The sequence below is a fragment of the Halorubellus sp. JP-L1 genome, assembly GCF_011440375.1.
GTDB lineage: Archaea > Halobacteriota > Halobacteria > Halobacteriales > Natrialbaceae > Halorubellus.
The window spans coordinates 746,741-772,635 of sequence record NZ_JAAOIR010000002.1; the positions used below are offsets into that span (position 1 = coordinate 746,741).

Consider the following 25,895-nt stretch of genomic DNA (forward strand, 5'->3'; position numbering starts at 1 on the left):
GTAAGCGCCGCTTACTACGCTTGGACCGACCGCGAATTTTCCGTCATGCGGACGTCTGACAGAGAGGGGAAACGTAATTACCCTCCATAGAATAAAGAGGGTCAAGGATGGATTCGATCGTCGAAGACGCTATTGACGAGGCCGAGGGCGGGGAGGACCCCGGGCGTCGGTCGGGTGGGGACGACGCCCACTCGCCGGCGCCATCGCGCGAGTCCGGCACCATGACCGACGACCAGCTGGAGGACGTCCTGGAGGACCTCCAGACGAACATCACGGTCGTCGGGTGCGGGGGCGCGGGCGGGAACACCATCAACCGCATCCACGAGGAGGGCATCACGGGCGCGAAGCTCGTCGCCGCGAACACGGACGTCCAGCACCTCTACGAGATCGAGGCGGACACGAAGATCCTCATGGGCGAGGACAAGACCGGCGGCCGCGGCGCCGGGTCCCTGCCCCAAGTGGGCGAGGAGGCCGCGCTCGAGTCCCAGAGCGAGATCTACGACGCCATCGAGGGCTCGGACATGGTGTTCGTCACCGCCGGCCTCGGCGGCGGCACCGGGACCGGTTCCGCACCCGTGGTCGCGAAGGCCGCCCGCGAAGCGGGCGCGCTCACGATCAGCATCGTCACGACGCCGTTCACGGCCGAAGGCGAGGTTCGGCGGACGAACGCGGAAGCCGGCCTGGAGCGTCTGCGGGACGTCTCCGACACCGTCATCGTCGTCCCGAACGACCGCCTGCTGGACTCCGTCGGGAAGCTCCCCGTCAAGCAGGCGTTCAAGGTCAGCGACGAAGTCCTCATGCGCTCGGTGAAGGGCATTACGGAACTCATCACGAAGCCCGGGCTCGTTAACCTCGACTTCGCGGACGTCCGCACCGTCATGGAGCGCGGCGGCGTCGCGATGATCGGTCTCGGCGAGTCCGACTCGGACGCGAAGTCCAAGGACTCCGTCACGTCCGCACTCCGCTCTCCCTTGCTCGACGTCGACATCTCCGGCGCCTCGTCCGCGCTCGTGAACGTCACGGGCGGGAACGACATGAGCATCGAGGAGGCCGAGGGCGTCGTCGAGGAGATCTACGACCGGATCGACCCGGACGCCCGCATCATCTGGGGGACGAGCGTCGACGAGTCCCTCGAGGGCCGCATGCGGACGATGATCGTCGTCACCGGCGTCGACTCCCCGCAGATATACGGGAACGGCGACGAGGGCGACGCACAGGTGTCCTCGCAGCCGGCCGCGCAGCGCGACCAGATGCAGCAGTCCGGCAACGACATCGACTTCATCGAGTGAACTGACGCGACGCCGTCGAGCCAGCGGTCGACTGCTGACTCGTACGCGACCGTCGGCGACGGCGTTCGGACGTCCTTCCGTCTTCCATCCACCAGTCCCGACGCGCCCGGTGGCGCGTCGACGCCCGCGGGCGGTCGGCCACGGTTCGGGCGGCCGGTGCGAATGCAATAGATAGAAAAGCGAGCGCGTCGAATCGGCGCGCATGGAATTACCGACGGAGCTCTCGTCGTACGTCCGCGTGCTCAAGTTGGCGAGCACCCCGTCCTTCACCGAGTTCTCGCAGATCGCGAAGATCGCCGGTGCCGGCATCGTGCTCGTCGGCATCCTCGGGTTCATCATCGCACAGTTCATGTCGCTGCTGGTCACGTCGTTCATCACCGATCCGGCGGCGGGCGGTGCCGCGCTCGCGCTGTGGTGGTAACAGATGCCGATCTACGCTGTCAAGACCACGGCCAGCCAGGAACGAACGGTCGCGGACATGATCATGAACCGCGAGATGGAGGACATCCACGCTGCGCTTGCCCCCGACTCGCTGACGAGTTACGTGATGGTCGAGGCCGACGACTCGGGCATCCTGGAGCGCGTGCTCGAGGACATCCCGCACGCCCGGGGTACCATCCCCGGCGAGTCCGACATCAGCGAGGTCGAGCACTTCCTCTCGCCGACGCCGGACGTCGAGGGGATCGCCGAGAGCGACATCGTGGAGCTCATCGCCGGCCCGTTCAAGGGCGAGAAGGCGCAGGTTCAACGCATCGACGAGGGCAAGGACCAGGTGACGGTCGAACTGTACGAGGCGACCGTCCCGATTCCGGTCACCGTTCGTGGCGACCAGATTCGCGTGCTGGACTCCGAAGAGCGCTGACGCGCTCTTCGTGCTCCCGTTCGTTCGCGCGCTCACTCATGGGAACAGCGAGGAGCGGTGAAGCGAAGCGAATCGCTCCTCGGAAAGTCGAACGGCGAATGGTAGCGAGCCGCGAGACGCCGAAGCGCGATAGGCGGTCGCTGAGGGGTTCGCGCTCGCGTTCGGCTCGATTCTCGCAGTCGAATCACTCCGAGTAGGGACGCGACTGCGGAGCCGCGCTCAGGCGCGCGGGTCGCCGTTGAGTCGTTCGACGACGGCGTTCAGGTCCGCTTCGCTCTCGATGGCGTCCCTGACTTCCTCGCGGTCGCGGACTTCCTGTGCGCTCGCGCCGTACGCGCGGACGTACTCGGCGCGGGTGTGTTCGGTGAACGCGTGCCGGATGGCGAGGTAGCCGTCGGGGACGACGGTCCCGCACACCTTGCACTCGCAGCGCTCGTGGTCGGTGGTCTGGTGGACGATGGCGTCCTCGGCAGTCTCGAAGATGCCGCCACAGTCCTCGATTCCACATTCCCAGGACATTCGATGTCTGCCCGTACGGCGGTCGCTGTCTTGAAGGTTGTCAGAGACGTCAGCGGATGCGGGCGACGATCGCTCTGTCGACGACCGCGGTCAGCGGATGCGGGTGACGATCGCTCTGTCGACGTCGTATGCGACGGCGACGTGCGCGAGGAGGAGGCCGACGCCGAGCGCGGGCGCGCCGTAGCGAACTTGCGAGAGGGGGTCCGGTGGGGTGAGTGCTGTGGTGGCGAAGAACGACGCGACGGCGGCGACGAGGCCGCTACGGTAGAGTCGCACTGGCCAGTTCGGGCCGCGGCGGAGGTCTCGGGCGACGACGAGGACGATACCGGCGACGGCGACGGCGACGGCGGCGACGGCAGCGACCGTGGTGGCCGTCGAAAGAGGTGCGACGAGCACGGGGACGCTGAGGAGAGCCGTCGCGCACGCCGCGAGGGCGGCGAGTGCGAGCGCGTGCGTGGTCTCGGTAGCCATTGTCCGACGGGTCGTCGCTAGTACAGATAAGCACCGCGACTGCGGGCAGCGGTTTCGTCGCTCTTATATCGGCCGGCGCGATTCGATGGAGTAGTATGGGGAGCGACGAGTTCCGGGTGGACGCGCACGTGAAGGTGCTGTCGGACGCGGTCGTCGAGCGCGCGAAGCGCCGCGGGGTGGACGCGCTCGTGTACGCGCCGCACTTCGAGCAGTTGCCGGACGTCCGGGAGGCGGCGGCGCGGTACAGCGACGACGAGCTGCTCGTCGTCCCGGGCCGCGAGGTGTTCACGGGGACGTGGCGGAACCGTCGGCACGTGCTCGCGATCGGGCTCTCGGAGCCCGTGCCGGACTTCATCACGCTCGAGGGCGCGATGGCCGAGTTCGACCGGCAGGACGCGACGGTGCTCGTCCCGCACCCGACGTTCCTGAACGTGAGTCTCGGGTACGAGGAGATCCAGCGGTACCGCGACCAGATCGCGGCCGTAGAGGCGTACAACCCGAAGCTCCTCGGTGGGTGGGCCGACCGCGCGAAGCGCCTCGTGGCGGACTTCGACGTGGCGCCGTTCGGGTCGTCGTACGCGCACGTGCCGGGGAGCGTCGGCGAGGTGTGGACGGCGTTCGACGGCGAGATCCAGACGCCCGCGGACGTCGTCGACGCGTTCGAGAGCGACGATGCGCGTCGCGTCGGGCGACGGTCGTCGCTCTCGCATCGGTTCTGGAAGGCAGTGGAGTTCTCGCACCTCGGGTTCGAGAACACGTGGGCGAAGGTCGACCGCACGTTCCTGCAGGGCACCGAGCCGACGCATCCGCGCCACCTCCTGTACGGCTCTCGGTTCGACGACGTCGCCGTCTACGAGTGAGCGACCTGAGGGACCCGGGATCGTCCCCGTGGCGGTTCTATGGGTAGAGCGCGGTGATCGTCTGCCGGGCCGTCTCGAGCTGGAAGTCGAAGCCGCTGATCGCGACGGCGGCGACGAGCGCGCACACCGCGATCTCGAAGCCCGTGATGGCTATCGTCATCGGGCCGGACCAGCTGCTCGACGTCCGGACGCCGATGGGGAACCCGTACTCCTTCGAGGAGAACGGGTAGAATAGCGCGATGCCGCGCTTGCTCCCGAGGACGTCGAGCACGTAGTGCGTGGCGATGCCGATCCACACGAACTCGAGGTTCCCGAAGAAGAACGGGTAGGCGACGAAGGCGGCGAGCAGCGGGAGGTTGTGGAGGGTCTTGCGGTGTTTCCCGAACGCGGTGTCGATGTCGGGAAGCAGTGCGCCGAGCACGAGCGGCGGGAGGAGCAGCGTCGCGTCGACGAGGAGCGTCTCGACGTCGGCCGCCAGCGGCTGGTCGCCGAGCGGCGACCGGATGTACGCGAGCCCCAGTGCCAGAAGTGCTCCGTTGAGGATATGTCCCTTCTTGTTCATTCGCCGTATGGACACTGTCGACTACTCGAACATAAGTGTGCCACCTCGAAGCCCTCTCCGTGTCTGACGCGCGTCAGACGCTCGTCCGTAGCGGTTGTCAGGTCCCCCGTCCTGCGCCGTCGATCCTACATCAGGAATCTGTCCGTTCTGCCTCCCCATCGATCGCGTCGACGAGGTCCGCTAGCGCGGCGGTCACCGTCGCGTCGCGCACGGCCGCACGGTCGCCGTCGAACGCGTAGCGCTCGACGGACGCGAACGACGCCTCGCTCCCCCAGGGCGCGGCGTAGGCGACGCCGACGTAGACGGTGCCGACGGGGGCGTCGTCGGTACCGCCGGTCGGCCCGGCGACGCCCGTCGTCGAGACGCCCCATGTCGCGTCGGCGGTGTCGCGCACGCCCCGTGCCATCTGGCGCGCGACCGGTTCCGAGACGGCGCCGTGGGCGTCGAGCGCCTCTCGATTCACGCCGAGGCGTCGCTCCTTCGCGCCGTACGCGTAGGTCACGACGCCCTCTTCGAAGTAGTCCGACGCCCCCGGGACGGTCGTGATGCGCGCGCCGACGAGGCCGCCCGTACAGGATTCCGCGACGGCGACGGTCTCCTCGCGCTCGCGCAGCCGGTCGCCGACCGCCATCGCCAGCGTGCGTTCGTCCACGGCCTCGGCCTGGGGGTCGTCGACGCCGTCGTCCGGCGTTCGCCCCTTCTCGTGGTCTTCGACGTCGTCCATGGTCGAACGCACTCGCGCGAGCGAGTTGAGCGCTTCGTCCGTCACCGATGCCGGACCGACTCGCTCGTCTGCCGGACGACGCCGGGTCGGCACGCCCTGGCGGGGTCGCGATAGACCTACGGGGGACGAGTGCGACGCCTTCGGGTATGGAGTACGAGACGCCGCTGTTCTTCCACGTGATGTCGTACGCGGCCGACGCGGACCGGGACGTCGTCGACATGGTGAGCGGGAACCCGGACTGGGAGCCGCCGGAGGCACTCCGTGACGGCCTCCGCGAGTACGCGGACTTCGCCGGCGACCGGTTCCAGTACCCGCCGAGCGAGGGGCTGGCGCACCTCCGCGAGGAGATCGCCCAGCGTCGCGGCGTCGACCCCGAGCAGATAATCGTGACGAACGGCGGGGGGGAGGCGAACTACCTCGCGATGGCGCGCGCGCTGGAACGCCAGCCGGGTGGCGACGTGATCCTCACCGACCCCGTCTACCCGTACTATCCGGGGAAGACGACGATGCTCGGCGGCGAGCAAGTGTTCGTGCCCGCCGAGAGCGACGGGCAACTCGACCCCGAGCGGGTCCGCGAGGCGGCGAGCGAGGACACCGCCGCGATCGTCGTGAACTCGCCGAACAACCCGACTGGCGCCGTGTACCCGCGCGAGACCGTGGAGGACCTCGTCGCCATCGCGGAGGCGAACGACGCGGTCCTGGTGAGCGACGAGGTGTACGACCATTACGACCTCTCGGGGTCGTTCGTGAGCGCGCTCTCCGTCGACAGCGACCACCGGGTCGTCACGAACTCGTTCTCGAAGACGTTCGCCGCCACCGGCCTCCGCGTCGGGTACGCGATATTCCCCCACGACCTCGTCGAGGACGCGAAGAGCCGGCACATGCTCGTGAACGTCGCGACGACGCGCCCCGGCCAGCACGCCGCGTACCGCGCGCTCCGCGAGACCGACCCCGCGTACCACGAGGCCAACCGCGAACTGCTCCGCGAGCGCGTGGACGCGTTCACGAGCGCGCTCGACGACGCCGGCGCGGAGTACACCGTCCCCGACGGCGCGTTCTACGTCCTCGCGCGCTTCGAGGGGTTCCCGGGGACGCTCGAGAACGTCGAGAGACTGGTCGACGAGGCGGGCGTCGCGGGGATGCCCGGCGAGGCGTTCGGGGACGCGTACGACGACTGGCTGCGCTTCGCGCTCGTCACGCCCCGCGTCGACGAGGCAGCGCAGCGGCTCGCGGCCTACTTCGACTGACCGAGGTCGAACGACCGCGGGACGTTCCACGGGAGATCCCAGCCGTCGCCGTCGTCCTCGTCGTCGGCTTCGCCGTCACTGCCGCCACTGCCGTCGGTGGCGTCGCCGTCGGTGGCTTCGTCCCAGGCGTCCGCCCAGGCGTCGCCCCAGCGCGTGGCGACGTCGCCCCAGCGGTCGCGGCTGCGTTCGCGGAGCGCGTCCGGGAGGTGCTCGGGCGCGAGCGGTTCCTCGCTCGTGTCGGCGTCCGTGTCGAACCCGGCGGGTTCGGCGGGTGCGCCGCCGCGGTCGTCGGGCGCGCCGTGAGCGTACACGTGCTCGTCGGCGTAGTTCCAGACGTGCATCATCCACGGCGTCCGGCACGGCCATTCGACCGCTCCGCCGTCCGCAGCGCGGAATTTCGCCCACGCGTACCGGCCGGGGACGCCGACGTGCGCGTGCCAGGGCGTGCACTCGCCGCCGGACTCGGCGTACACGGACGGCGGCGGATCGAGGCGGTCGCCGTCCGGCGTCGCGATGAACATCACGCCCATCGGTCGCCAGTACTCGTGGTCGACGAGCACGGACTCGGGACGGGCCGGGTCGAGGACGCCGTCGTCGCCGACGTACTCGGGATGCAGCCAGTGCGACCACGTCGCTTCCTCGGCGAAGAAGTCGAAGTACGGGACGAAGCCGTCGTCGACGAGCGACCCGACGGTCGGGTACTGCGACTCGAGGGTCGACCGCACGCGGTACTGGAGCGCCCGCGTCTCGTAGTGGTCGTCCGCGCAGACGTCGTGAACCGAGTGATCGTAGTGCGTCATGCTCGGCTCGAGCGTCGCGTCCTGGCAGTCCCGGTCGAGGTCGGCCGCCGTGGACGTCCCGTCTGCCGTCGCCCCCGCCGTGGCACCCGCGGCGCTGGACGAACCGACGCTCAGGCCGACCGTCGCGATCGCGCCGCCGGCGACCCGGAGCAGTCGCCGCCGGGACGCGTCGTGATCGCCGTGCGAACGCCGTTCCGAGCGGTCGGCGCCGCTCGCGTCGCCGCCCTGTCCCCCGTCGTCGGCCAGTCGTGTCTGCTCGTGCATGGGCGAAACCGCTCGGAACGCAGGGCGCGAACCCACTTGGTTAATTGCTGGCAATGCGCGTGAAGGCGAGCGTACCGGCCGGTGGCACACCGATCGGTCGAGCGTCCTCGCACGTCGACAAAGAGTGACTGCGACCGTCGAACGAAGCGAACCAGCCGGGCGACAGCGAACCAGCCCGTCCGGGGACGCTGTTCTCAGATGCTGTCGGGTCACCCGGTTGTTCAAAACAACCCATCAGTCCAAAATATGGTGTATTGATTTCTGAGCCGTTCGAACAGGGCGGATGACAGGACGATCAATGGCGAAAAACATCACAGGTGACGCCGCCCGGGAGGACGCTCGGGACCTCGGCCGACAGCGGGACGCAACGACCGTGCTCTTGACGGAGGACGACGACGCGTTCCGCGAGACCGAGCGACTCTGGCTGGCGCGCGAACGACACTACGACACGCGGGAGGCCGCCGACGGCGAAGAGGCACTGGCAGCGCTCGACGCCGCGGTCGACGTCCTGGTGCTCGACCTGCACATGCCGAAGGTCTCGGGTCCCGAAGTCCTCGCGCGACTCGACGAGACGACGTTCGACGGCGACGTCGTCGTCGTCAGCGCCAGCCGACTCGAAGACCACGAGGACGGGGGGCCCCTGGGCGGTGGGGCGGTCGCCGCCAAACTCGACAAACCCGTCGATTGCGAGGAGTTCGTCGGGACCCTCGACCGGTACGCACGGTGACTCCACGGGGGCGGCGCCCCCTCTCGGGAGACCGGGAAGTACACAAGTCCGAGTCGCGAACCGCGGCGTATGAGTGACATCGACGTCTCGCCGGTCGAGGAGGTCGAGGACGACGACGTCGCGGACGAGAACGCCGCAGACGACGGGTCGTCGGACATCGACGTAGACGTGGTCGACGACGCTGGCGGCGAGCCCGAGACGCGCACGACCGAGGACGTCTCGCTCGACGGCGTCGACGCACCCGAGTACGTGCTCTACGGCGGGAAGGGCGGCGTCGGGAAGACGACGATGGCGGCGGCGACTGCGCTCGCGAGCGCGAGCGACGGCACGCGGACGCTCGTCGTCTCGACGGACCCCGCGCACTCGCTGTCGGACACGCTCGGCGTGGACGTCCCGGCCAAACCCGGGCGCGTCCGCGAGGACGTCCCGCTCTGGGGCGCGGAGATCGACCCGGAGGTCGCCGCGGAGGAGGGCGTCGACGCGCTCGGCGTCACCGGGAACGGCGAGGGGTTCGGCGACGACGACCCGTTCGCGGACGCCGCCGGCGGCCCTGGCAGTGGAGACCAGTCGGGCGGGCTGGGCGGTGGCGGCCAGTCGGGCGGTGGCGGTTCGGGTCCGTTCGGGGGCGCGAACGGCGGCGCCGGCCCGATGGGCGGCCTCGGCGAGATGCTCGGCGGCGACGACCCGCTCGGGTCGATGATGGGCGGTGCCGTCCCGGGCGCGGACGAGGCCGCTGCCATCCAGCTCCTCATGGAGTACATCGACGACCCGCGGTTCGACCGCGTCGTCGTCGACACCGCTCCGACCGGCCACACCCTCCGGTTGCTCGAACTCCCGGAGGTCATGGACTCGATGGTCGGCCGGATGATGTCGATCAAGGAACGCCTCAGCGGACTCATGGACGGCATGATGGGCATGTTCGGCGACGACGACGCCCAGGACGCGGGCGGCGTGGACGACCTCCGCGAGCTCGCGGACCGCATCGAGGAACTCCGTGACGTCCTCCAGGACCCCGCCCGCACGGACTTCCGGGTCGTCATGATCCCCGAGGAGATGAGCGTCCTCGAGTCCGAGCGCCTCATCCGCCAGCTCGACGACTACTCGATCCCGAACGGCACCGTCGTCGTGAACAAGGTGATGGAGGACCTCGCGGACGTCACGGACGCGGTCGACGCGACCGACTTCGTGACGCCAGACCTCGAGGACTGCGAATTCTGCCAGCAGCGCTGGAGCGTCCAGCAGGACGCCCTCGCGCGAGCGCAGGACGTCTTCCGCGGACACGACGTCAAGCGCGTGCCGCTGTTCGCCGACGAGGTCGCCGGCGACCGCATGCTCAGGGTCGTCGCTCACTGCCTGGAGTAGCGCGAGGCCCGAGCGGAGCGAGGGTCTCGCGTCGCCCGCGACTAGTGGTTGCTGCGGTCGTTGTAGGAGCGGAGTAGCGCGCGGGTCTTGCGTCGCGGAGTCAGGCGATCCGGTCTTCGCGGTCCATCTTGTCGGGTGCGCGCCAGTCCGTTGTCAGTTCGAGGAACTGGACGAGGATGCGGGCGGTGGCGCCCCAGATGGTGTAGTCGTCGACGTGGAAGTAGTGGACGACGACTTCGCCGTACTCGGGGTGGTCGCGGCGTTCGACCTCGTAGTTCTCGTCGTCGAGGAGGTCGTCGACGGCGACGACGACGACCGCCGCGACCTCGCGCTCGTCCGGCTTGTACGTGCGGTCGGGGATGCGTGCGACGACGGGGGTGACGGCGTACTCGGTGATGGTGCGGATGTCGTCGATGCGCGTGATGACTTCGACTTCCTCGGGTGCGAGCCCGATCTCCTCGAACGCTTCGCGGAGCGCGGTCGCCTCGATGTCGGCGTCGCCGGGTTCGCGGCCGCCGCCGGGGAAGCTCATCTGGCCGGGGTGCTTGCCGAGGTCGTCGCTGCGCTTCGTGAACAGGAGGTAGTCGCCGTCTGCGCGTTCGACGATCGGGATGAGGACGCCCGCGTCCCGCGGCTGGTCGGTGACGGTGATCGGGTCGAGCGCGCGGATGCGGCCGAGGTCCATTCGCTTCACCGTATGGACGCGACCCGTATAGCGTTCACCCTCGCGGAGCGAGCGCGGGACCTGTGGATTCTTGGGCCGTGGCGTCGTCGCTCGTGACGTGACCGACAACGACACGCGACGGGTGGCGCTCGTCGACGCGTTCACGACCGAACCGCTCGCCGGGAACGCCGCTGGCGTCGTCCCCGACGCGGACGACCTCGTGCCGGAACAGATGCAGGCGGTCGCGCGCGAACTCGCGGTCTCCGAGACGGCGTTCGTCACGGAGAGCGCGGACGCCGACCGCGCGCTCGCGTACTATTCGCCGACGCAGGAGGTCGACCTCTGCGGGCACGCGACCGTCGCGACGCACGGGTTCCTCCTCGATGACGACCGAATCGACGCTGGGTCGCACACGATCGAGACGAACGTCGGCGTGCTCGACGTCGACGTGGAGGACGACGGGACGGTGTGGATGACCCAGGACGCGCCGGTCGTCCGGCCCGTGGACGTCGACTACGAGCGCGTCGGTGAGGCGCTCGGCGTGGACCCGGCGGCGTTCCAGGACGTCGGCGCGGACCTCTCGGCGGCCGTCGCCTCCACCGGCCTGCCGTTCCTCGTCGTGCCCGTGAACTTCCTCGAGCACGTCGGCGGCGCGGACCCGGACGACGACGCGGTCGCTGCGCTCGCCGACGAGTACGACGCCGCGGGCGTCTACCTGTTCACGTTCGACGCGCTGGAGGGCGAGAGCACGCTCCACGCTCGCGCGTTCTGCCCGGGCCTCGGCATCCCCGAGGACCCCGTCACGGGCACCGCGAGCGGCGCAGTGGGCGCGTACCTCCGGCAGTCGGGTGCGTTCACGGACTTCCCGGACGAGGTCGTCTGCGAGCAAGGGCACTTCGTCGACCGGCCCGGAATCGTCCGCGTCCGCGTCCGCGGCGAGACCGTCACGGTGGGCGGCCAGTCGACGACCGCGATGGACGGCCGGCTCCGCGTTCCGGCGCACGAAGAAGACGACATCGTCGAGGCCTGACCCGCGTTCGTTCGACTCGCCGCTCGCACCTCACTCGGACCCGTTCGAACTCGACCCGGAGCCGCTCCGGGCGTCCGCCGACGAACTCCGCGAGGACCGCCGGTTGCTCCGGCGGTTCGACTCGGCGTCGTCGCTCGAGGCGTCGGCGTCGTCGCCGGTGGCGCTCGCGGACTCGCTCGCGCGTCGCCGCGACCGACGGTTCGACGCGTCGTCCTCGCTCTCGTCACTGCGCGACGACCCCTTCGGCGATGCACTCGACGCTTGCGAGATCCGGTTCTCGTGGCGCTTCACGTCGGACTCGATGCCGGAGAGGCGGTCGTCGACGTCGCTCAGGACCTCGCGCTTCACGGCTGCGGCGTCCACATCGGCGCCACCGGCGGTGCCGGCACTGCCCTCGGCGACCTTCCCTATCGTGAACACGAGCGCGAGCGACTTCCCGACCTGCCACACGAGAACGCCGACGACCGCGAGGATACCGAATACGGTCGGGTTCGCGGCCGCGATCGCGTCGCCCCAGTTCTGGGGGGCGTCGTTCAGTACGATCGCGATGGTCTCGCCGAACCCCATCGAGACGCCAAGGCCGACGATGCCGAGTCCCACCACTGTCGCGAGCGTCGCGAGCACCTGATAGAGCGCGACGTACTTGACGGTCTGCTTGCCATCCATGCAGGCACGCTCGCGCGGCGGTCGTATTAACTCTGGGGCCCCGCGAATGTCATCGAATCGACCACAGGAGCCGCCTCCCTTTCGTTTTCGCCCGCGGTTTTCATCCGTGGGCGAGTGAACGTACACTCGCTGGTGTCGGAACCTTCTTGGTTGTTTCCGGCGCACGACCGCACACAGATGGCAGTACTGTGGCTGGACGACATCAGAGCCAGCGACCTCGAGCGCGTCGGCGGAAAAGGGGCCTCCCTCGGTGAACTGACCGCCGCCGGACTCCCGGTCCCGCCGGGGTTCGTCGTGTCCGCGGACACCTACCGGACGTTCATCGAGGAGGCCGGCATCGCCGACGAACTCTTCGAGGCCGTCGACGTCGACGTCGACGACACCGAAGCGCTCGCCGAAGCCCAGGAGCGGGCGAGCGAGCTCATCCTGAACTCGCCGTTCCCCGACGAACTCCGCGAGGAGATCCTCGGCGCGTACGCGGACCTCGGCGACGGCGAGGAGTTCGTCGCCGTGCGCTCCTCGGCGACCGCCGAAGACCTCCCCGACGCCTCCTTCGCCGGACAACAGGAGACGTTCCTCAACATCCGGGCGGACGACCTCCTGGAGCGCGTTCGCGAGTGCTGGGCGAGCCTGTTCACGCAACGCGCGATCTACTACCGGAAACAGCAGGGGTTCGCGCACAGCGACGTCAACATCGCGGTCGTCGTCCAGCAGATGGTGGACGCGGAGAAGTCCGGCGTGATGTTCACCAGTCACCCCTCGACGGGCGAACCGAAGATGATCGTCGAGTCCGCGTGGGGGCTCGGCGAAGCGGTCGTCTCCGGGTCCGTGTCGCCGGACAACTACGTCCTCGACCGCCAGACGGGGACCGTCGAGGAGGTGACGGTCGCGGACAAGAAGGTGATGATGGAGAAGGACGACGAGACCGGCGAGACCGTCGAACGCGAGGTCCCCGAGAGCGACCGGGAGCGGCGCGTCCTGACCGACGAGGAGCTCGGCGCGCTCCAGGAGCTCGGCGAGACCGTCGAGACGCACTACGATACGCCCCAGGACGTCGAGTGGGCGATCGTCGACGACGAGGTCTACATGCTGCAGTCCCGCCCCATCACGACGATCGCGGACGACGTCGAGGACGCCGGCGACACGCGCGTCGACGCAGGGGTCGACGTGGGTGCCGAGGACGCGAACGAGACGGCGGCAGTCGACGGGGCGAGCACGACGACCGACGGCGGGAGCGGCGACGTCCTCGTCTCCGGTCTCGGGTCCAGTCCCGGCATCGCTAGTGGCGCGGCGCGGATCGTGAAGAAGCTCGACCAGCTCGACAAGGTCGAGGAGGGCGACATCATCGTCACCGAGATGACGACGCCGGACATGGTGCCGGCGATGAAGCGCGCGGCGGGCATCGTCACGGACGAGGGCGGGATGACGAGTCACGCCGCCATCGTCTCGCGGGAACTCGGCGTCCCAGCGGTCGTCGGCGCGGGCGACGGCACGACCGCGCTCGCCGACGGCCAGACGATCACGATCGACGGCGACAAGGGCACGATCCGCGAGGGCGCGGTCGAGACCCCCGACGAGGAGCGCGAACCCGTCGAGGAGGTCCGCCCGCAGGCGCCCGTGAAGCCGATGACCGCGACCGAAGTGAAGGTCAACGTCTCCATCCCCGAAGCCGGCGATCGTGCGGCGGCGACGGGCGCGGACGGCGTCGGGCTGCTCCGCATGGAGCACATGATCATGTCGACGAACAAGACGCCGGAGAAGTACGTCGCGGATCACGGCGTCGACGCGTACGTCGACGAGATCATCGACGGCATCCAGCGCGTCGCCGAAGAGTTCTACCCGCGCCCCGTCAGGGTGCGGACGCTAGACGCCCCGACCGACGAGTTCCGACAGCTCCAGGGCGGCGAGGACGAACCCGAAGAGCACAACCCGATGCTGGGGTACCGCGGCATCCGGCGGAGTCTGGACGCGCCCGAGACGTTCAAGCACGAACTCGAGGCGTTCCGTCGCATGTACTCGATGGGGTACGACAACGTCGAACTGATGCTGCCGCTCGTGAACGACGCCGAGGACGTGATTCGAGCGAAGGCGCTCATGGAGGAGGCCGGCATCGACCCGGAGAAGCGCACGTGGGGCGTGATGATCGAGACGCCGAGTTCCGCGCTCTGCGTGGAGGAGATGGCGGCGGCCGGCATCGACTTCGCGAGCTTCGGGACGAACGACCTCACCCAGTACACGCTCGCGGTCGACCGGAACAACGGCCGGGTCGCCAATCGCTTCGACGAACTCCACCCGGCGGTCCTGGAGCTCATCGGGCGGACGATCGAGACGTGCCGCGAGCACGACGTCGACACGTCGATCTGCGGGCAAGCCGGTTCGAAGCCCGAGATGGTGCGGTACCTCGTGAACGAGGGCGTGTCCAGTATCTCCGCGAACATCGACGCGGTCCGGGACGTCCAGCACGAGGTCAAGCGCGTCGAGCAGAAGCTCCTCCTCGACGACGTCCGCTGACGCGACCACGGCCGCCGGAGCTGTCGTCACGCCACTTGCACACGTGGCCCGTTCGTTCGCCGAACCAAGAGATACTTACGCCCGGCCGGGACCAGTCCATACATGGATACAGGGAGAGCCCTCCTCGTCGTGGCCGTCGCGGCGATGCTCGCACTCGCTGGCTGCAACGGCGGGCAGACGACGGCGACGACGGCGACGACCGACGGTGACACGACCGACCCCGGTACGAACGGCACCACGGACGGCGGCGCCGACACCGGATTCGACGACGTCGACACGCCGTCGTGGATGACCGCCGACGGCGTCAACGGCACGAAACTGCTCGCCGCACACCACGGCTCGCTCTCGGGGACGAGCTACCGCGTGGAGACGTTCCAGAACTCCACTGGCATCCTCTCGATGGAACGCAACGGCGTGCAGCGCGTCGGTGCGAACGGGAACACGGTCTACGAGTACGAGACGAAGACGGCGCAGGGCAACTCGACGACGCGCGCGTTCGTCAACGACACGTGGGTACTCACCGAGAGTTCGAACGCCACTCGAACGGTCTACAGCGACTACCGCATCGACGATAGCGCGTCGTCGCTGAACTACTCGCAGCAACTCGTCCAGTACGTTCGCCTCGGCGACTTCGCGGTGAACCGCACGTTCCAGGTCGACGGCGAGACGCGCATCGAGTACGTCGCCCGGAACGCGTCGGACGTCCGGGGCGCGCAGGCGATCACGTCCTACGACGGCCGGTTCGTCGTGTCGCCGAACGGGCGCATCCACGAACTCTCCGTGAACGCGACCCAGGAGGCACAGTACGGGAACGCGACGTCGTCGTTCGAGTTCCGTCTCGCGGAGGTCGGTGGCGTGGACGTCGCCACGCCGTCGTGGGTCGGGACGATCCGCGAGGAGGCGACGACCGTGGACTTCTCCTACGAGTACAACGGGAGCGTCCTGGCGATCACGCACGAGGGCGGTGACACCGTCGCGGCAGGGACGCAACTCGTCCTCACGCCGACCGAGGGCCAGGGCGTCGCGTTCACGCGACTTCCGGAGGCGTTCGAAGCCGGCGAGACGATCTACGTCGCTTCGGCCGGCGGCCGCGACCTGAACGTCACGTTCGGGTCGCCGCCGGCGTTCGACGGTGGCATCGGCGGGTCCGTGAACCTCGCGATGTACGGCGACCAGGGCGAGGTCGTCGTACGGACGGAAGTCGGTCCGACGACGAACGGGAGCGTCGGGTCGCTCGCGCCCGTCACCGAGGTCGGCGTGGTCGGGTCGGCGGACGGCGTCGGTGTGGCGGGCGCACCAGTCGCCTGACCGGGGCCCCGTCCAATCGGTGTACCGAGTGCGTCCGCACCGCTCGCGGCCGGTCTCGCCGCAGTGACTTCTCGAAACAAAACTGATAAACTGTGGACGACGAACGTGTCTGTATGCGCGGCCAACCGCAGGACTTCGACCGGGTGCTCTCCTCGATGTGCACGGAACCGCACCCGGCGGCTCGCGAGGCCGCGGAGCGATTTCTCGCGACGAACCCGGGCGACCCCGCGACGTACCAGTCCGTCGCCGACCTCGAGACCGAGGTCGTCGAGATGCTCGGTGACGTGGTTGGCGTCGCCGACCCGTCGGGGTACGTCGCCTCCGGTGGGACGGAGGCGAACATCCAGGCGGTGCGGATGGCGCGGAACCGCGCGGTGACGCAGACGCCGAACGTCGTCGTGCCCGAGAGCGCGCACTTCTCGTTCAAGAAGGCGGCGGACGTGCTCGGCGTGGAACTTCGCGTCACGTCGCTGGAGGACGATTACACGGCGGACGTCGGGGCCGTCGAGCGGTTCTGCGACGAGGATACGGTGCTGGTCGTCGGCGTCGCGGGGTCGACGGAGTACGGGCGCGTCGACCCGATCCCGGAGCTGGCGGCGGTCGGGCACGAGTACGGCGCGCTCGTGCACGTCGACGCGGCCTGGGGCGGGTTCGTGCTGCCGTTCACGGACCACGACTGGAGTTTCGCGGACGCATCCATCGATACGATGACGATCGACCCGCACAAGATGGGGCAGGCCGCCATCCCGGCCGGCGGGCTGCTCGCGCGCGACGCCGAGCTGTTCGACGCGCTCGCGGTGGATACGCCGTACCTCGAGTCGGCGTCGCAGGCGACGCTCACGGGGACGCGGTCGGGCGCTGGCGTGGCGAGCGCGCACGCGGCCTTGCGGGCGCTCTGGCCGGACGGCTATCGGGAGGCGTCCCAACGCGCGCAGGCGAACGCCGAGTGGCTCGCGGACGCGCTCGCAGCCGCCGGCCTGAACGTCGTCGACCCGGAGCTCCCGCTGGTCGCGGCGAGCGTCACCGACGAGGCGTTCGAGGCGCTCCGCGAGCGCGAGTGGCGGCTCTCGCGGACGAGCGACGGCGAACTCCGCGTCGTCTGCATGCCCCACGTCACGCGGGAGATGCTGGAGTCGTTCGTCGCGGACGTCGAGTCGGTGACTGCGACGGTCGCGCGCGGCGGTCGGTGACTGCGACGGTCGCGCGCGGCGGTCTGTGACCGGTGCTTCTCGCGACCTGTGCGTCCACGAGACGGCGAGCGGTCGCGTCGCGAGTGCAGAAGACAAGGCTTAGGTTTCGTGCCGCGTCACGGTCGAGCAAACCGTGGTAGATGCCGCCCTCGCACTCGCGCCCGCTGGCGTCGACGCCCTCTTCGACGCCGCCGCTGCCCTCCAGGCGAGTGCCCCCCCGGTCGGCGGCGTCGACGTCGACGCTGCCGCGACATTGCTCTCCCAGGAGGCGACCACGACGACGCAGTGTGCGACGCCGAACGAGACCGCTTCGACGAACGGGACGACGACCGTCCCGGCGAGACCCGAGTGCACGGACGGCCCCTGGTGGGAGTTCAAGTGGCTGGAGGGGCTGGTGCGGACCGCGACCGGCTGGGTGGGTCTCGGCATCGTCGCCCTCTACTCGTTCCTCATCGCGTTCGTCCTCCCGCTCCCGAGCGAGGTCGTATTGCTCGCCCCGATCAACGTCGGGTTGCCGGCGTGGATGGAACTCGGCATCATCGTCCTCGTGAGTGGCGCGGGGAAGGCCGCCGGGAGCGTGTTCGCGTTCCACCTCGGACAGGAAGCCAAGGAGTCCGGCCCCGTCATCTCGTTCCTCCGCCGGTCGCGGTTCGACGTCGTCGAGTGGAGCGAGAAACAGACCGTCGAAATCGCACGCAAGTACGGCTACGTCGGGCTCGCACTGGCGCTCTGCGTTCCCGGGTTCCCGGACACCCTCTCGATCTACGCGTTCTCGGTGCTCGAGGAGGACTACGTGAAGTTCGCGCTCGCGACGTTCGCGGGCAGCGTCGGCCGCCTGGTGCTCTGGGCGGCGGGCGCGGAGGCGGTGCTCGCGATCATCTGACGGGGCCGCGAACGCCGTTCCGTCGTGCTCTCGCATCGCTCGCGCGGACCACCCACCAGTACGGTCTCGACGAGCGACCAGTACGGTCCCGACGAGCACGCTCGGTATCGGGCACGAACCGGCGGGTTTTAGGCCCGCACCGACCGGAGGAATAGCCATGAGCAGCGACGAGTACCCGACCGACGAGCCCGCGGTGGTGACGTGCGGGTTGCCGTACGCGAACGGCGACCTCCACGTCGGTCACCTGCGGTCGTACACGGCAGGCGACGCGTACAGCCGCGCACTTCGAAAACTCGGCCAGCAGACGGCGTTCGTCAGCGGGTCGGACATGCACGGCACGCCGATCGCGGTCGGCGCGGAACAGGACGGCGTCGACCCGGAGACGTTCGCGATGGCGTACCACGAGCAGTACGAGGCGACGTTCCCGAAGTTCAACGTCGAGTTCGACAACTACGGGCACACGCACGACGAGACGAACATCGAGCTGACCCGGGAGATCGTCTCGACGCTCGAAGACGAGGGGTACGTGTACGAGAAGGAGATCAAGGTGGCGTGGGACCCCGAGGAGGACCAGCCGCTCCCCGACCGTTACGTTCGCGGGACGTGCCCGTACTGTGGGGAGACTGCACGTGGCGACGAGTGCGACGAGGGCTGCGGCCGTCACCTCGAACCGGGCGAGATCGAGGACCCCGTGAGTACGATAACGGGCAACAGCGCGGAGTACCGCGACCGCGAGCACAAGTTCTTCGCGGTGAGCGACCTCAGCGACTACCTCACGGAGTTCCTCGACGGCCTGGAGGGGACGAGCAACGCCCGGAACCAGCCCCGGGAGTGGATCGAGAGCGGCCTCCAGGACTGGTGCATCACGCGAGACATGGACTGGGGAATCGACTACCCCGGCGCGGAGGACGACCTCGTGCTGTACGTGTGGGTGGACGCGCCGATCGAGTACGTCTCGTCGACGAAGCAGTACAGCGAACGCGTCGGCGCGGAAACCTACGACTGGGAGGCGGTCTGGAAGCCGCAGGCGACGGACGGCGACGGCGAGGTCGACGCCGCCGCGGGTGCGCCCGGCGCGACCGACGCGACCGACGCGGATGCGGCTGGGAGTCGAAACGGCGAGATAATCCACGTCATCGGACGGGACATCATCCAGCACCACACGATCTTCTGGCCCGCGATGCTGCACGTCGCCGGCTACACAGCCCCGCGCGCCGTCTGTGCGACCGGGTTCGTGACGATCAACGGGAAGGGCCTCTCCACCAGCCGGAATCGTGCGATCTGGGCGCAGGAGTACCTCGACGAGGGGTTCCACCCGGACCTGCTGCGGTACTACCTGACGACGATGGGCGGGTTCCAGCAGGACCTCGACTTCTCCTGGGAGCGGTTCGCCGAGCGCGTGAACGGCGAACTCGTCGGGACCGTCGGGAACTTCTTCTACCGGAGCCTGCTGTTCGCGGCGCGGAACTTCGACGGAACCCCCGAGGTCGACGTGAGCGAGGACGTCGCCGAGCGAATCGAGGCGGCAATCGACGAGTTCCGGGACGCGGTCAACGAGTACGACCTCCGCGAGGGGAGCGAGGCGGGCGTGCGGCTCGCGCGCTTCGGGAACGAGTACATCCAGGGCCACGAGCCTTGGAAGCTCGAGGACGGCGGTGCGGAGCAAGCGCAGGTGATCCGGGACTGCGTGCAGGTCGCGAAGGCCGTCGCGGTCCTCGTCGAGCCGTTCATGCCGGAGAAGGCCGACCGCGCGTTCGCGCAGCTCGGCGAGGACGTCGACGCCAGCGAGGTCACGCTCGAGGCGGCGACCGAGGCGCCGGGCGCGTTCGGCGAGCCCGACGAGCTGTTCGAGCAGGTCGAGGACGAGCGCGTCGACGAACTCGAGGCGGCGCTCGCGGAGAAGATCGCGGCCGCCGAAGACGACGCGGACGACGGCGACGCGGACGCGGACGACGGCGACGCGGACGACGGCGACGCGGACGCGGCCGAGACCGAAAGCGACGACTCGACGGCGAGCGAAGATGCGAGCATGACGGACGTCGAACCTCTCAGCGAGGACCGCATCAGTTTCGACGAGTTCCAGGCGATGGACCTCCGCGTCGGCCGCGTCGAGGCCGCCGAGCCAATTGAGGGCGCGGACAAGCTCGCGAAACTCGACGTCGACCTCGGCGCCGAGACGCGGACCGTCGTCGCAGGCATCAAGCAACTCCACGACCTCGACGACCTCCCGGGGACGAAGGTCGTCGTCGTGGCGAACATGGAGCAGAACGAGCTGTTCGGCGTGGAGTCCAACGGGATGGTGCTCGCCGCGGGCGAGGACGCCGACCTCCTGACGACGCACGGCGACTCGGAGCCGGGCACGAAGGTCCGCTAGCCTGATTTCCCGGCTCGATTCGAACGGACGGCGTCGCGGACGCCGGGCATGTCGGGGTGGCGTTCTCGCGGCGGTCCGGTACTAGTCCTCTTGTACTTACTTTCAAGTACCAGGTGGTTCGACGGTCCTGATGTGATGAACACAGTCGAGGTAGCGGTGCGTCTGCTCGCTGGGGTGGGACTGATCCTCGCGAACGGGTTCTTCGTCGCGATCGAGTTCGCGTTGACGCGCGCTCGCCAGTTCTCCGAGCGCGAGTTCGTCGGCGACGGCGCCGGCGGGGCGCTCGAGCGCGCGTGGGAGATGACGCAGGAACTAGAGCTCTACCTGACGACGTGCCAGGTCGGGATCACGGCGTCGAGCATCGCGGTGGGGATCGTCGCCGAGCCGGCGCTCGCGGCGATCTTCGAGCCGGTGTTTGCGAACACGGCGTTCGCGTCCGTCGGCGCCGGCGCGGTGATCGCGTTCCTCATCATCAACCTCGTGCACCTCACGCACGGCGAGCAGACGCCGACGTACCTCGGCGTCGAGCGCTCGCGGTTCGTCTGCCGGTACGGCGCGACGCCGCTGTACTGGTTCCATCGCGCGATCTCGCCGATCATCGCGCTCGGCGACTACGTGGCGAAGCTGACGCTGAAGCTGTTCGGCGTCGAGATGACGGGCGCGTGGCTGGAGACGGAGGAGGACGTGATCGAGTCCCGCGCGGACCTCCGGAACCGACTCGGGTCGGTGCTCGACGAGGGCGACCTGTCCGAGGAACGCCAGGAGGAGGTGATGAACGCGCTCGCGATAGGCGAGCAGCCGGTCCGGGACGTGATGGTGCCCGCCGACGACGTCGTCGCGCTGTCGACGGCCGTCGACGCCGAGGAGAACCGGCGGCGGATGGCCGAGCAGCCCCAGACGCGGTACCCGCTCGTCGGCGAGGACCTCACCGAGTTCGAGGGGATCGTCTACCTGCCGGCGTTCGCCGAGCATCCTGGGGCGTTCGATGGCGGGGACGTGGACCTCGAATCGCTCGCGGCGCCACCGATGACGCTCTCGCCGGACGTGGACGTCAGCGACGCGATCGACCAGTTCCAGGCGGAGGGCCAGGAGCTGGCGCTCGTGTTCGAGGACGGCGAGGTCGTCGGTCTGGTCACGGTGACGGACCTCCTCGAGTCCGTGACCGGTGACGTCGAGGATCCGCTGGACGCGCACTGAGACGGCGTCAGGCGGGCGTCGGCGAGACGGCGACGGGAGCGGGTGCCGACTGCGATATCGCGGACGGCAACGTGAGTACTCGGAGACGAGTCAACCGAGAAGGCTTTTGGACGGCGGCAGTGTAACGACTGGCATGCGAAGAGCCAAGATCGTCTGCACGCTCGGTCCCGCCTCGAGCGACCGCAGGACGATACGCGACCTCGCCGACGCCGGCATGTCGGTCGCGCGCGTCAACTCCAGTCACGGTACGCTGGAGAGTCGCGCGAGCATCGTCGAGACGGTCCGGTCGGTCGACGAGGAGACGGAGTTCCCGCTCGCCACGATGGTCGACATGCAGGGCCCCGAGGTCAGGACGGCGCCGCTCGACGAACCCATCCACGTCGAGACGGGGAGCACCGTCACGTTCGTCGCGGGCGACACCGCCACGCCGGAAGTCGTCGGGCTGTCCTGCGACATCGCGGGCGTCGGACCCGGCGACAAGGTCCTGCTCGACGACGGCCGCATCGAGACCACTGTCGAACGCGTCGACGACGACGGCGTCCACGCTCGCGTCGACGACGGCGGCGAACTCGCCAGTCGCAAGGGCGTGAACACGCCCGGCGTCGACCTCGACCTCGAGGTCGTCACCGAGTCGGACCGCCGCGACCTGGAACTCGCCGCCGAGCACGACGTGGACTTCGTCGCGGCGTCGTTCGTCCGCGACGCCGCGGACGTCTTCGAGGTCTCGGAGGTCCTCGAGGACCTCGGCGCGGACGTCCCCGTCGTGGCGAAGATCGAGCGCGCCGGCGCGGTCGAGAACCTGGAGGAGATCATCGACGCCGCCTACGGCGTCATGGTCGCGCGCGGCGACCTCGGCGTCGAGCTCCCGATGGAGCAGGTGCCGATGATCCAGAAGCGCATCATCCGTCGCTGCCAGCAGACGGGGACGCCCGTCATCACGGCGACGGAGATGCTGGACTCGATGGTCCACGAGCGCCGGCCGACGCGCGCGGAGGCGAGCGACGTCGCGAACGCAGTCCTCGACGGCACGGACGCCGTGATGCTCTCCGGGGAGACCGCAATCGGCGACCACCCCGTCGAGGTCGTGAAGGCGATGGACCGCATCGTCAGCCAGGTCGAGGGCGACCAGGAGTACGACGAGGCGAACGAGCGCCGCGTCCCGGGCGCGGACGACTCCCGGACGGACGCGCTGGCGCGGTCCGCGCGCTACCTCGCTCGCGACCTCGGGGCGAGCGCGATCGTCGCCGGGACCGAGTCCGGCTACACGGCGCTGAAGACCGCGAAGTACCGACCGAACGTCCCGATCGTCGCGGCGACGAACGCGGACCGCGTGCGCCGCCAGCTCGCACTCTCGTGGGGCGTGAACGCGCAGTACGCGCCGCTCGGCGTCTCGGGCGCTGACGACGTCATCGAGCACGCGGTGCAGGCCGCGCTCGACGCCGACGTCGCGGAGAGCGGCGACACCGTCGTCGTCCTCTCGGGGATGATGACCGACCTCGAGGGAGCCGGGACGACGAACATGCTGAAGGTCCACATCGCCGCGGAGACGCTCGCCGCCGGGCGCGGCGTCGTCTCGGGATACGTCTCGGGACCGCTCCATCACGTTCCCGACGGCGACATCACTGACCTCCCGGCGGGCGCGATCGTCGCGCTCGACGCGGACTTCGACGACGAGTTCCACGGCGACGTCTCCCGGATCGGCGGCATCGTCGACGCCCGGTCGGGGATGACGGGCTACCCCGCGCTGGTCGCGCGCGAGGTCGGCATCCCGATGGTGAGCGGCGCGGACGTCGTCGGCGGCCGAGCGGGCGAGGTCGTGACGCTGGACGCGGAACGCGGCGTCGTCTACGAGGGCGAGATCCGTCGGCCCGGAACCGAGCGCGCCGAGTACTGACGGCGCGCCCGACGCCGACCCGGTCGGTCGTGACCGTGCGACGCCACTCCGACGCCGACCCGGTCTGCCGGGACGGTTCGACGCCACCCCGACGCCGGCGGCGCGTTCGATTCGAATGCTGCGACGGCGCGGACCCGGCGGTTTTTCACGTTGCGTCCGCTATCACGGTGCATGAACGAGGACACGTCCGTGGACGACGCGGACGGCGCAGACGACGTTCGCGAAGACGGCTTCGAGTGGGGCGTCGGGCGCGACGACACCGGCTCCGGGACCGAATCGGTCGACGACGACGTCCGCGAGACCGTCGAGCGCGACCTCGCCGAACTCGCAGAGGACGACGAGCCCGAGTATCCGTCGGGCGACGACCCGGTGACGCCCCAGTCGATCGACGCGGAGAACGCCGCGTTCGTCGTGCTCGGCGTCCTCGCGACCGTCGGCCTCGTCGCGTTCCTCGTGCTGAGCGTCTGACGTCGCGCCGGATTCTCGTTCGCGTCGCCGCACAAGGTTTAATCGGACCGCCCACCAAGCGTCGCGCATGGTCGACCCTCTCGGCGTGGGATTGCCGCTATTGCTGGTCCTCGCGGGGACTGCGTTGATGCTCGCGGAGGCGGTGATTCCCGGTGCGCAGTTCGTCGTCGTCGGCGTCGCGCTGTTCCTCTCCGGAGTCGTCGGCATCCTGCTCGGGGGAGCGTTCTCGTCGGTCGTCGCGCTGGCGCTCATGACCGTCGTGTTCGGCGTGTTCGCGTACTTCGCGTTCCGCGAGATGGACCTGTACAACGGCCCGGACCGCGGGCAGACGACCGACTCGGACGACCTGTCCGGGGTGACGGCGGTGGTCACGGAGACCATCACGTCCCGCGGCGGTGCGGTCCGACTCCAGAAGGGTGGTGGCTTCGATCCGAACTATCGCGCGCGCTCCGAGCACGGCGACATCGAGGAGGGCGAGGAGGTCATCGTCACGGACCCCGGTGGCGGGAACGTCCTGACGGTCGCGTCCCTGGACAGGATCCGCGAGGACAGCATCGACCGGGAACTCGCGCGCGGCAGGACCGCGGACGATTCGACTGCGAGCACGGACGAGGGCGATTCGGACGACACGGCGACGACGAGGTCGAGGGCGTCCTCGAGCGACTCGTCCACAAGAGCGGGTGAGACGGCCGCGAACGATGAGGAGGCGCGGTCGGAGGACGGCGAAGAGGAGACCGAGACGGAACGGGCCTGATTGGTATCAGTTCCGTTTAGTTAGTAGAGAAACAAGAAGGCTTTTTAGTCGTCCATCAAAGGTCGAACTATGGTATTGCTACCACTGCAGGGTGCCGGCGGCACGATAGTGCTGCTGCTCGTCGTCATCGTGTTGGTCCTCGCGATCGCCGCTCTCGCCAGTTCCGTCCAGATAGTCAACGCGTACGAGAAGCGAGCGTACACCCGGTTTGGGAAGTACCAGAAGCTCCTGGACCCGGGCGTGAACTTCGTGACGCCGTTCGTGTCGAAGACGTACACGTTCGACATGCGCACGGAGACGCTCGACGTCCCGCGCCAGGAAGCGATCACGCGCGACAACTCGCCCGTGACCGCCGACGCCGTCGTCTACATCAAGGTCATGGACGCCAAGAAGGCGTTCCTCGAGGTCGACGACTACAAGCGCGCCGTCTCGAACCTCGCACAGACCACGCTACGGGCCGTCATCGGCGACATGGAGCTCGACGACACGCTCAACAAGCGCCAGGAGATCAACGCGCGCATCCGCAAGGAGCTCGACGAACCCACCGACGAGTGGGGGGTTCGCGTCGAGTCCGTCGAGGTCCGCGAGGTCAACCCCTCGAAGGACGTCCAGCAGGCGATGGAGCAGCAAACGTCCGCCGAGCGCCGGCGGCGTGCGATGATCCTCGAAGCGCAGGGTGAACGGCGCTCCGCGATCGAGGAAGCGCAGGGTGAGAAGCAGTCCAACATCATCCGCGCGCAGGGTGAGAAGCAGAGCCAGATCCTCGAGGCGCAGGGTGACGCAATCTCGACCGTGCTCCGCGCGAAGTCCGCGGAGGCGATGGGCGAGCGCGCCATCATCGACAAGGGCCTCGAGAGCCTGGAGAACATCGGGCAGAGCGAGTCGACGACGTTCATCCTCCCCCAGGAGCTCTCGAGCATGCTCGGCCGGTACGGGAAGCACCTCACGGGGAGCGACGTGAAGACCGGCGACGGCGAACTGGAGACGAAGGACTTCGACGAGGAGACCCGCGAGATCCTCGGGCTCGACGACATCGACGAGATCCTCGGTCAGATCGAGGAGGAGAGCGAGCCCGACGTCGAGGCCATGGAGGAGCAAGCGCAGGCGATCAAGGAGGGCGAGGACCCCGCGGACATCCAGGACCCGGACGACGTCATCGCGGAGATGGAGGACGAGTTCAATCCCGCGACCGACGAGATGGACGGCGAGGAGTCCCAGTCGAACTGAGCGCGACAGGCGAAGCGGTTTTATTTCTCCGCGTGCAACGCG

The 25,895-nt window shown here is 69.0% G+C and carries 25 protein-coding genes; 18 read left to right on the top strand and 7 right to left on the bottom strand.

Going from position 1 to position 25,895, the window contains the following annotated elements; translation table 11 throughout:
- Positions 1-107: 107 nt before the first annotated feature.
- The 3 genes from ftsZ to G9C85_RS12295 all read left to right on the top strand — a co-directional run bounded on the left by ftsZ (position 108) and on the right by G9C85_RS12295 (position 2,151).
- Positions 108-1,289 carry a cell division protein FtsZ gene (gene ftsZ / locus G9C85_RS12285; RefSeq protein WP_205254353.1) on the top strand — a complete coding sequence of 394 codons (1,182 nt, stop codon included), beginning with the start codon at positions 108-110 and terminating at the stop codon, positions 1,287-1,289.
- A 202-nt stretch (positions 1,290-1,491) separates the two neighbouring features.
- Positions 1,492-1,710: a protein translocase SEC61 complex subunit gamma gene (locus tag G9C85_RS12290; protein ID WP_166040337.1), complete on the top strand. Its 219-nt coding sequence runs from the start codon at positions 1,492-1,494 to the stop codon at positions 1,708-1,710.
- A 3-nt stretch (positions 1,711-1,713) separates the two neighbouring features.
- The gene (locus tag G9C85_RS12295; protein WP_166040338.1) at positions 1,714-2,151 is read left to right on the top strand and encodes a transcription elongation factor Spt5; all 438 of its coding nucleotides are present in this window, start codon (positions 1,714-1,716) and stop codon (positions 2,149-2,151) included.
- Between the two features lie 219 nt (positions 2,152-2,370).
- On the opposite strand, the gene G9C85_RS12300 is transcribed toward G9C85_RS12295, so the two are convergent.
- Both G9C85_RS12300 and G9C85_RS12305 read right to left on the bottom strand, forming a co-directional pair.
- On the bottom strand, positions 2,371-2,670 hold the full coding sequence (locus G9C85_RS12300; protein WP_166040340.1) for a hypothetical protein: 300 nt from the start codon (positions 2,668-2,670) through the stop codon (positions 2,371-2,373).
- A 90-nt stretch (positions 2,671-2,760) separates the two neighbouring features.
- The gene (locus tag G9C85_RS12305) at positions 2,761-3,141 is read right to left on the bottom strand and encodes a hypothetical protein (protein WP_166040342.1); all 381 of its coding nucleotides are present in this window, start codon (positions 3,139-3,141) and stop codon (positions 2,761-2,763) included.
- A gap of 95 nt (positions 3,142-3,236) precedes the next feature.
- Here G9C85_RS12305 and G9C85_RS12310 point away from each other — a divergent pair, with 95 nt between their 5' ends.
- Positions 3,237-4,001 carry a PHP domain-containing protein gene (locus G9C85_RS12310; RefSeq protein WP_166040344.1) on the top strand — a complete coding sequence of 255 codons (765 nt, stop codon included), beginning with the start codon at positions 3,237-3,239 and terminating at the stop codon, positions 3,999-4,001.
- A gap of 37 nt (positions 4,002-4,038) precedes the next feature.
- Here the strand turns inward: G9C85_RS12310 and G9C85_RS12315 are convergent, their stop codons facing one another.
- Both G9C85_RS12315 and G9C85_RS12320 read right to left on the bottom strand, forming a co-directional pair.
- Positions 4,039-4,563 carry a metal-dependent hydrolase gene (locus G9C85_RS12315; RefSeq protein WP_166040346.1) on the bottom strand — a complete coding sequence of 175 codons (525 nt, stop codon included), beginning with the start codon at positions 4,561-4,563 and terminating at the stop codon, positions 4,039-4,041.
- Positions 4,564-4,693: 130 nt separating this feature from the next.
- Positions 4,694-5,194, bottom strand: a complete 501-nt coding sequence (locus tag G9C85_RS12320) for a CinA family protein (protein ID WP_205254366.1) — start codon at positions 5,192-5,194, stop codon at positions 4,694-4,696.
- A gap of 239 nt (positions 5,195-5,433) precedes the next feature.
- Between G9C85_RS12320 and G9C85_RS12325 the strand changes: the two genes are divergently transcribed.
- Positions 5,434-6,534, top strand: a complete 1,101-nt coding sequence (locus G9C85_RS12325; protein ID WP_166040350.1) for a pyridoxal phosphate-dependent aminotransferase — start codon at positions 5,434-5,436, stop codon at positions 6,532-6,534.
- Here G9C85_RS12325 and G9C85_RS12330 read toward each other — a convergent pair.
- Positions 6,522-7,598: a hypothetical protein gene (locus G9C85_RS12330; RefSeq protein WP_205254354.1), complete on the bottom strand. Its 1,077-nt coding sequence runs from the start codon at positions 7,596-7,598 to the stop codon at positions 6,522-6,524. The genes G9C85_RS12325 and G9C85_RS12330 overlap by 13 nt on opposite strands.
- A 298-nt stretch (positions 7,599-7,896) precedes the next feature.
- On the opposite strand from G9C85_RS12330, the gene G9C85_RS12335 reads away from it, so the two are divergent.
- The gene (locus G9C85_RS12335) at positions 7,897-8,325 is read left to right on the top strand and encodes a response regulator (protein ID WP_166040352.1); all 429 of its coding nucleotides are present in this window, start codon (positions 7,897-7,899) and stop codon (positions 8,323-8,325) included.
- A 69-nt stretch (positions 8,326-8,394) separates the two neighbouring features.
- Positions 8,395-9,687: a TRC40/GET3/ArsA family transport-energizing ATPase gene (locus tag G9C85_RS12340; RefSeq protein ID WP_166040354.1), complete on the top strand. Its 1,293-nt coding sequence runs from the start codon at positions 8,395-8,397 to the stop codon at positions 9,685-9,687.
- A gap of 100 nt (positions 9,688-9,787) precedes the next feature.
- Here the strand turns inward: G9C85_RS12340 and G9C85_RS12345 are convergent, their stop codons facing one another.
- Positions 9,788-10,372 (bottom strand): CoA pyrophosphatase, encoded by a 585-nt coding sequence (locus tag G9C85_RS12345; RefSeq protein WP_166040974.1) that lies wholly within the window; start codon positions 10,370-10,372, stop codon positions 9,788-9,790.
- Positions 10,373-10,469: 97 nt separating this feature from the next.
- Between G9C85_RS12345 and G9C85_RS12350 the strand changes: the two genes are divergently transcribed.
- Positions 10,470-11,381 (top strand): PhzF family phenazine biosynthesis protein, encoded by a 912-nt coding sequence (locus G9C85_RS12350; RefSeq protein ID WP_166040356.1) that lies wholly within the window; start codon positions 10,470-10,472, stop codon positions 11,379-11,381.
- A 30-nt stretch (positions 11,382-11,411) separates the two neighbouring features.
- Here G9C85_RS12350 and G9C85_RS12355 read toward each other — a convergent pair whose 3' ends face one another.
- Complete coding sequence (locus G9C85_RS12355) at positions 11,412-12,047, bottom strand: hypothetical protein (RefSeq protein WP_166040358.1); 636 nt, start codon at positions 12,045-12,047, stop codon at positions 11,412-11,414.
- Positions 12,048-12,224: 177 nt separating this feature from the next.
- Here G9C85_RS12355 and ppsA point away from each other — a divergent pair, with 177 nt between their 5' ends.
- From ppsA to G9C85_RS12405, 10 genes are all read left to right on the top strand, one after another.
- Positions 12,225-14,558: a phosphoenolpyruvate synthase gene (gene ppsA / locus G9C85_RS12360; RefSeq protein WP_166040360.1), complete on the top strand. Its 2,334-nt coding sequence runs from the start codon at positions 12,225-12,227 to the stop codon at positions 14,556-14,558.
- Positions 14,559-14,660: 102 nt separating this feature from the next.
- Complete coding sequence (locus G9C85_RS12365; RefSeq protein WP_166040362.1) at positions 14,661-15,866, top strand: hypothetical protein; 1,206 nt, start codon at positions 14,661-14,663, stop codon at positions 15,864-15,866.
- A gap of 113 nt (positions 15,867-15,979) precedes the next feature.
- Positions 15,980-17,056, top strand: a complete 1,077-nt coding sequence (mfnA, locus tag G9C85_RS12370) for a tyrosine decarboxylase MfnA (RefSeq protein ID WP_166040364.1) — start codon at positions 15,980-15,982, stop codon at positions 17,054-17,056.
- A 382-nt stretch (positions 17,057-17,438) separates the two neighbouring features.
- Positions 17,439-17,939, top strand: coding sequence for a YqaA family protein (locus G9C85_RS12375; protein ID WP_166040976.1), 501 nt, complete (start codon positions 17,439-17,441; stop codon positions 17,937-17,939).
- A 157-nt stretch (positions 17,940-18,096) separates the two neighbouring features.
- A complete protein-coding gene (metG, locus tag G9C85_RS12380; RefSeq protein WP_166040366.1) occupies positions 18,097-20,313 on the top strand; it encodes a methionine--tRNA ligase in 2,217 nt (738 codons plus the stop codon).
- A 135-nt stretch (positions 20,314-20,448) separates the two neighbouring features.
- Positions 20,449-21,510 carry a CNNM domain-containing protein gene (locus tag G9C85_RS12385; RefSeq protein ID WP_166040368.1) on the top strand — a complete coding sequence of 354 codons (1,062 nt, stop codon included), beginning with the start codon at positions 20,449-20,451 and terminating at the stop codon, positions 21,508-21,510.
- A gap of 133 nt (positions 21,511-21,643) precedes the next feature.
- Positions 21,644-23,404 (top strand): pyruvate kinase, encoded by a 1,761-nt coding sequence (gene pyk, locus G9C85_RS12390; protein ID WP_166040370.1) that lies wholly within the window; start codon positions 21,644-21,646, stop codon positions 23,402-23,404.
- Positions 23,405-23,575: 171 nt separating this feature from the next.
- On the top strand, positions 23,576-23,872 hold the full coding sequence (locus tag G9C85_RS12395; RefSeq protein WP_166040372.1) for a hypothetical protein: 297 nt from the start codon (positions 23,576-23,578) through the stop codon (positions 23,870-23,872).
- 67 nt (positions 23,873-23,939) lie between these two features.
- Positions 23,940-24,626 (top strand): NfeD family protein, encoded by a 687-nt coding sequence (locus G9C85_RS12400; protein WP_193570708.1) that lies wholly within the window; start codon positions 23,940-23,942, stop codon positions 24,624-24,626.
- 69 nt (positions 24,627-24,695) lie between these two features.
- Positions 24,696-25,853: an SPFH domain-containing protein gene (locus tag G9C85_RS12405; RefSeq protein WP_166040374.1), complete on the top strand. Its 1,158-nt coding sequence runs from the start codon at positions 24,696-24,698 to the stop codon at positions 25,851-25,853.
- The last annotated feature ends 42 nt before the right edge of the window (positions 25,854-25,895 follow it).

Coding starts and splice junctions, on each gene's coding strand:
- ftsZ (WP_205254353.1), top strand. CDS start 108: ATGGATTCGATCGTCGAAGACGCTATTGACGAGGCCGAGGGCGGGGAG.
- G9C85_RS12290 (WP_166040337.1), top strand. CDS start 1,492: ATGGAATTACCGACGGAGCTCTCGTCGTACGTCCGCGTGCTCAAGTTG.
- G9C85_RS12295 (WP_166040338.1), top strand. CDS start 1,714: ATGCCGATCTACGCTGTCAAGACCACGGCCAGCCAGGAACGAACGGTC.
- G9C85_RS12300 (WP_166040340.1), bottom strand. CDS start 2,670: ATGTCCTGGGAATGTGGAATCGAGGACTGTGGCGGCATCTTCGAGACT.
- G9C85_RS12305 (WP_166040342.1), bottom strand. CDS start 3,141: ATGGCTACCGAGACCACGCACGCGCTCGCACTCGCCGCCCTCGCGGCG.
- G9C85_RS12310 (WP_166040344.1), top strand. CDS start 3,237: ATGGGGAGCGACGAGTTCCGGGTGGACGCGCACGTGAAGGTGCTGTCG.
- G9C85_RS12315 (WP_166040346.1), bottom strand. CDS start 4,563: ATGAACAAGAAGGGACATATCCTCAACGGAGCACTTCTGGCACTGGGG.
- G9C85_RS12320 (WP_205254366.1), bottom strand. CDS start 5,194: ATGGCGGTCGGCGACCGGCTGCGCGAGCGCGAGGAGACCGTCGCCGTC.
- G9C85_RS12325 (WP_166040350.1), top strand. CDS start 5,434: ATGGAGTACGAGACGCCGCTGTTCTTCCACGTGATGTCGTACGCGGCC.
- G9C85_RS12330 (WP_205254354.1), bottom strand. CDS start 7,598: ATGCACGAGCAGACACGACTGGCCGACGACGGGGGACAGGGCGGCGAC.
- G9C85_RS12335 (WP_166040352.1), top strand. CDS start 7,897: ATGGCGAAAAACATCACAGGTGACGCCGCCCGGGAGGACGCTCGGGAC.
- G9C85_RS12340 (WP_166040354.1), top strand. CDS start 8,395: ATGAGTGACATCGACGTCTCGCCGGTCGAGGAGGTCGAGGACGACGAC.
- G9C85_RS12345 (WP_166040974.1), bottom strand. CDS start 10,372: ATGGACCTCGGCCGCATCCGCGCGCTCGACCCGATCACCGTCACCGAC.
- G9C85_RS12355 (WP_166040358.1), bottom strand. CDS start 12,047: ATGGATGGCAAGCAGACCGTCAAGTACGTCGCGCTCTATCAGGTGCTC.
- ppsA (WP_166040360.1), top strand. CDS start 12,225: ATGGCAGTACTGTGGCTGGACGACATCAGAGCCAGCGACCTCGAGCGC.
- G9C85_RS12365 (WP_166040362.1), top strand. CDS start 14,661: ATGGATACAGGGAGAGCCCTCCTCGTCGTGGCCGTCGCGGCGATGCTC.
- mfnA (WP_166040364.1), top strand. CDS start 15,980: ATGCGCGGCCAACCGCAGGACTTCGACCGGGTGCTCTCCTCGATGTGC.
- metG (WP_166040366.1), top strand. CDS start 18,097: ATGAGCAGCGACGAGTACCCGACCGACGAGCCCGCGGTGGTGACGTGC.
- G9C85_RS12385 (WP_166040368.1), top strand. CDS start 20,449: ATGAACACAGTCGAGGTAGCGGTGCGTCTGCTCGCTGGGGTGGGACTG.
- pyk (WP_166040370.1), top strand. CDS start 21,644: ATGCGAAGAGCCAAGATCGTCTGCACGCTCGGTCCCGCCTCGAGCGAC.
- G9C85_RS12395 (WP_166040372.1), top strand. CDS start 23,576: ATGAACGAGGACACGTCCGTGGACGACGCGGACGGCGCAGACGACGTT.
- G9C85_RS12400 (WP_193570708.1), top strand. CDS start 23,940: ATGGTCGACCCTCTCGGCGTGGGATTGCCGCTATTGCTGGTCCTCGCG.
- G9C85_RS12405 (WP_166040374.1), top strand. CDS start 24,696: ATGGTATTGCTACCACTGCAGGGTGCCGGCGGCACGATAGTGCTGCTG.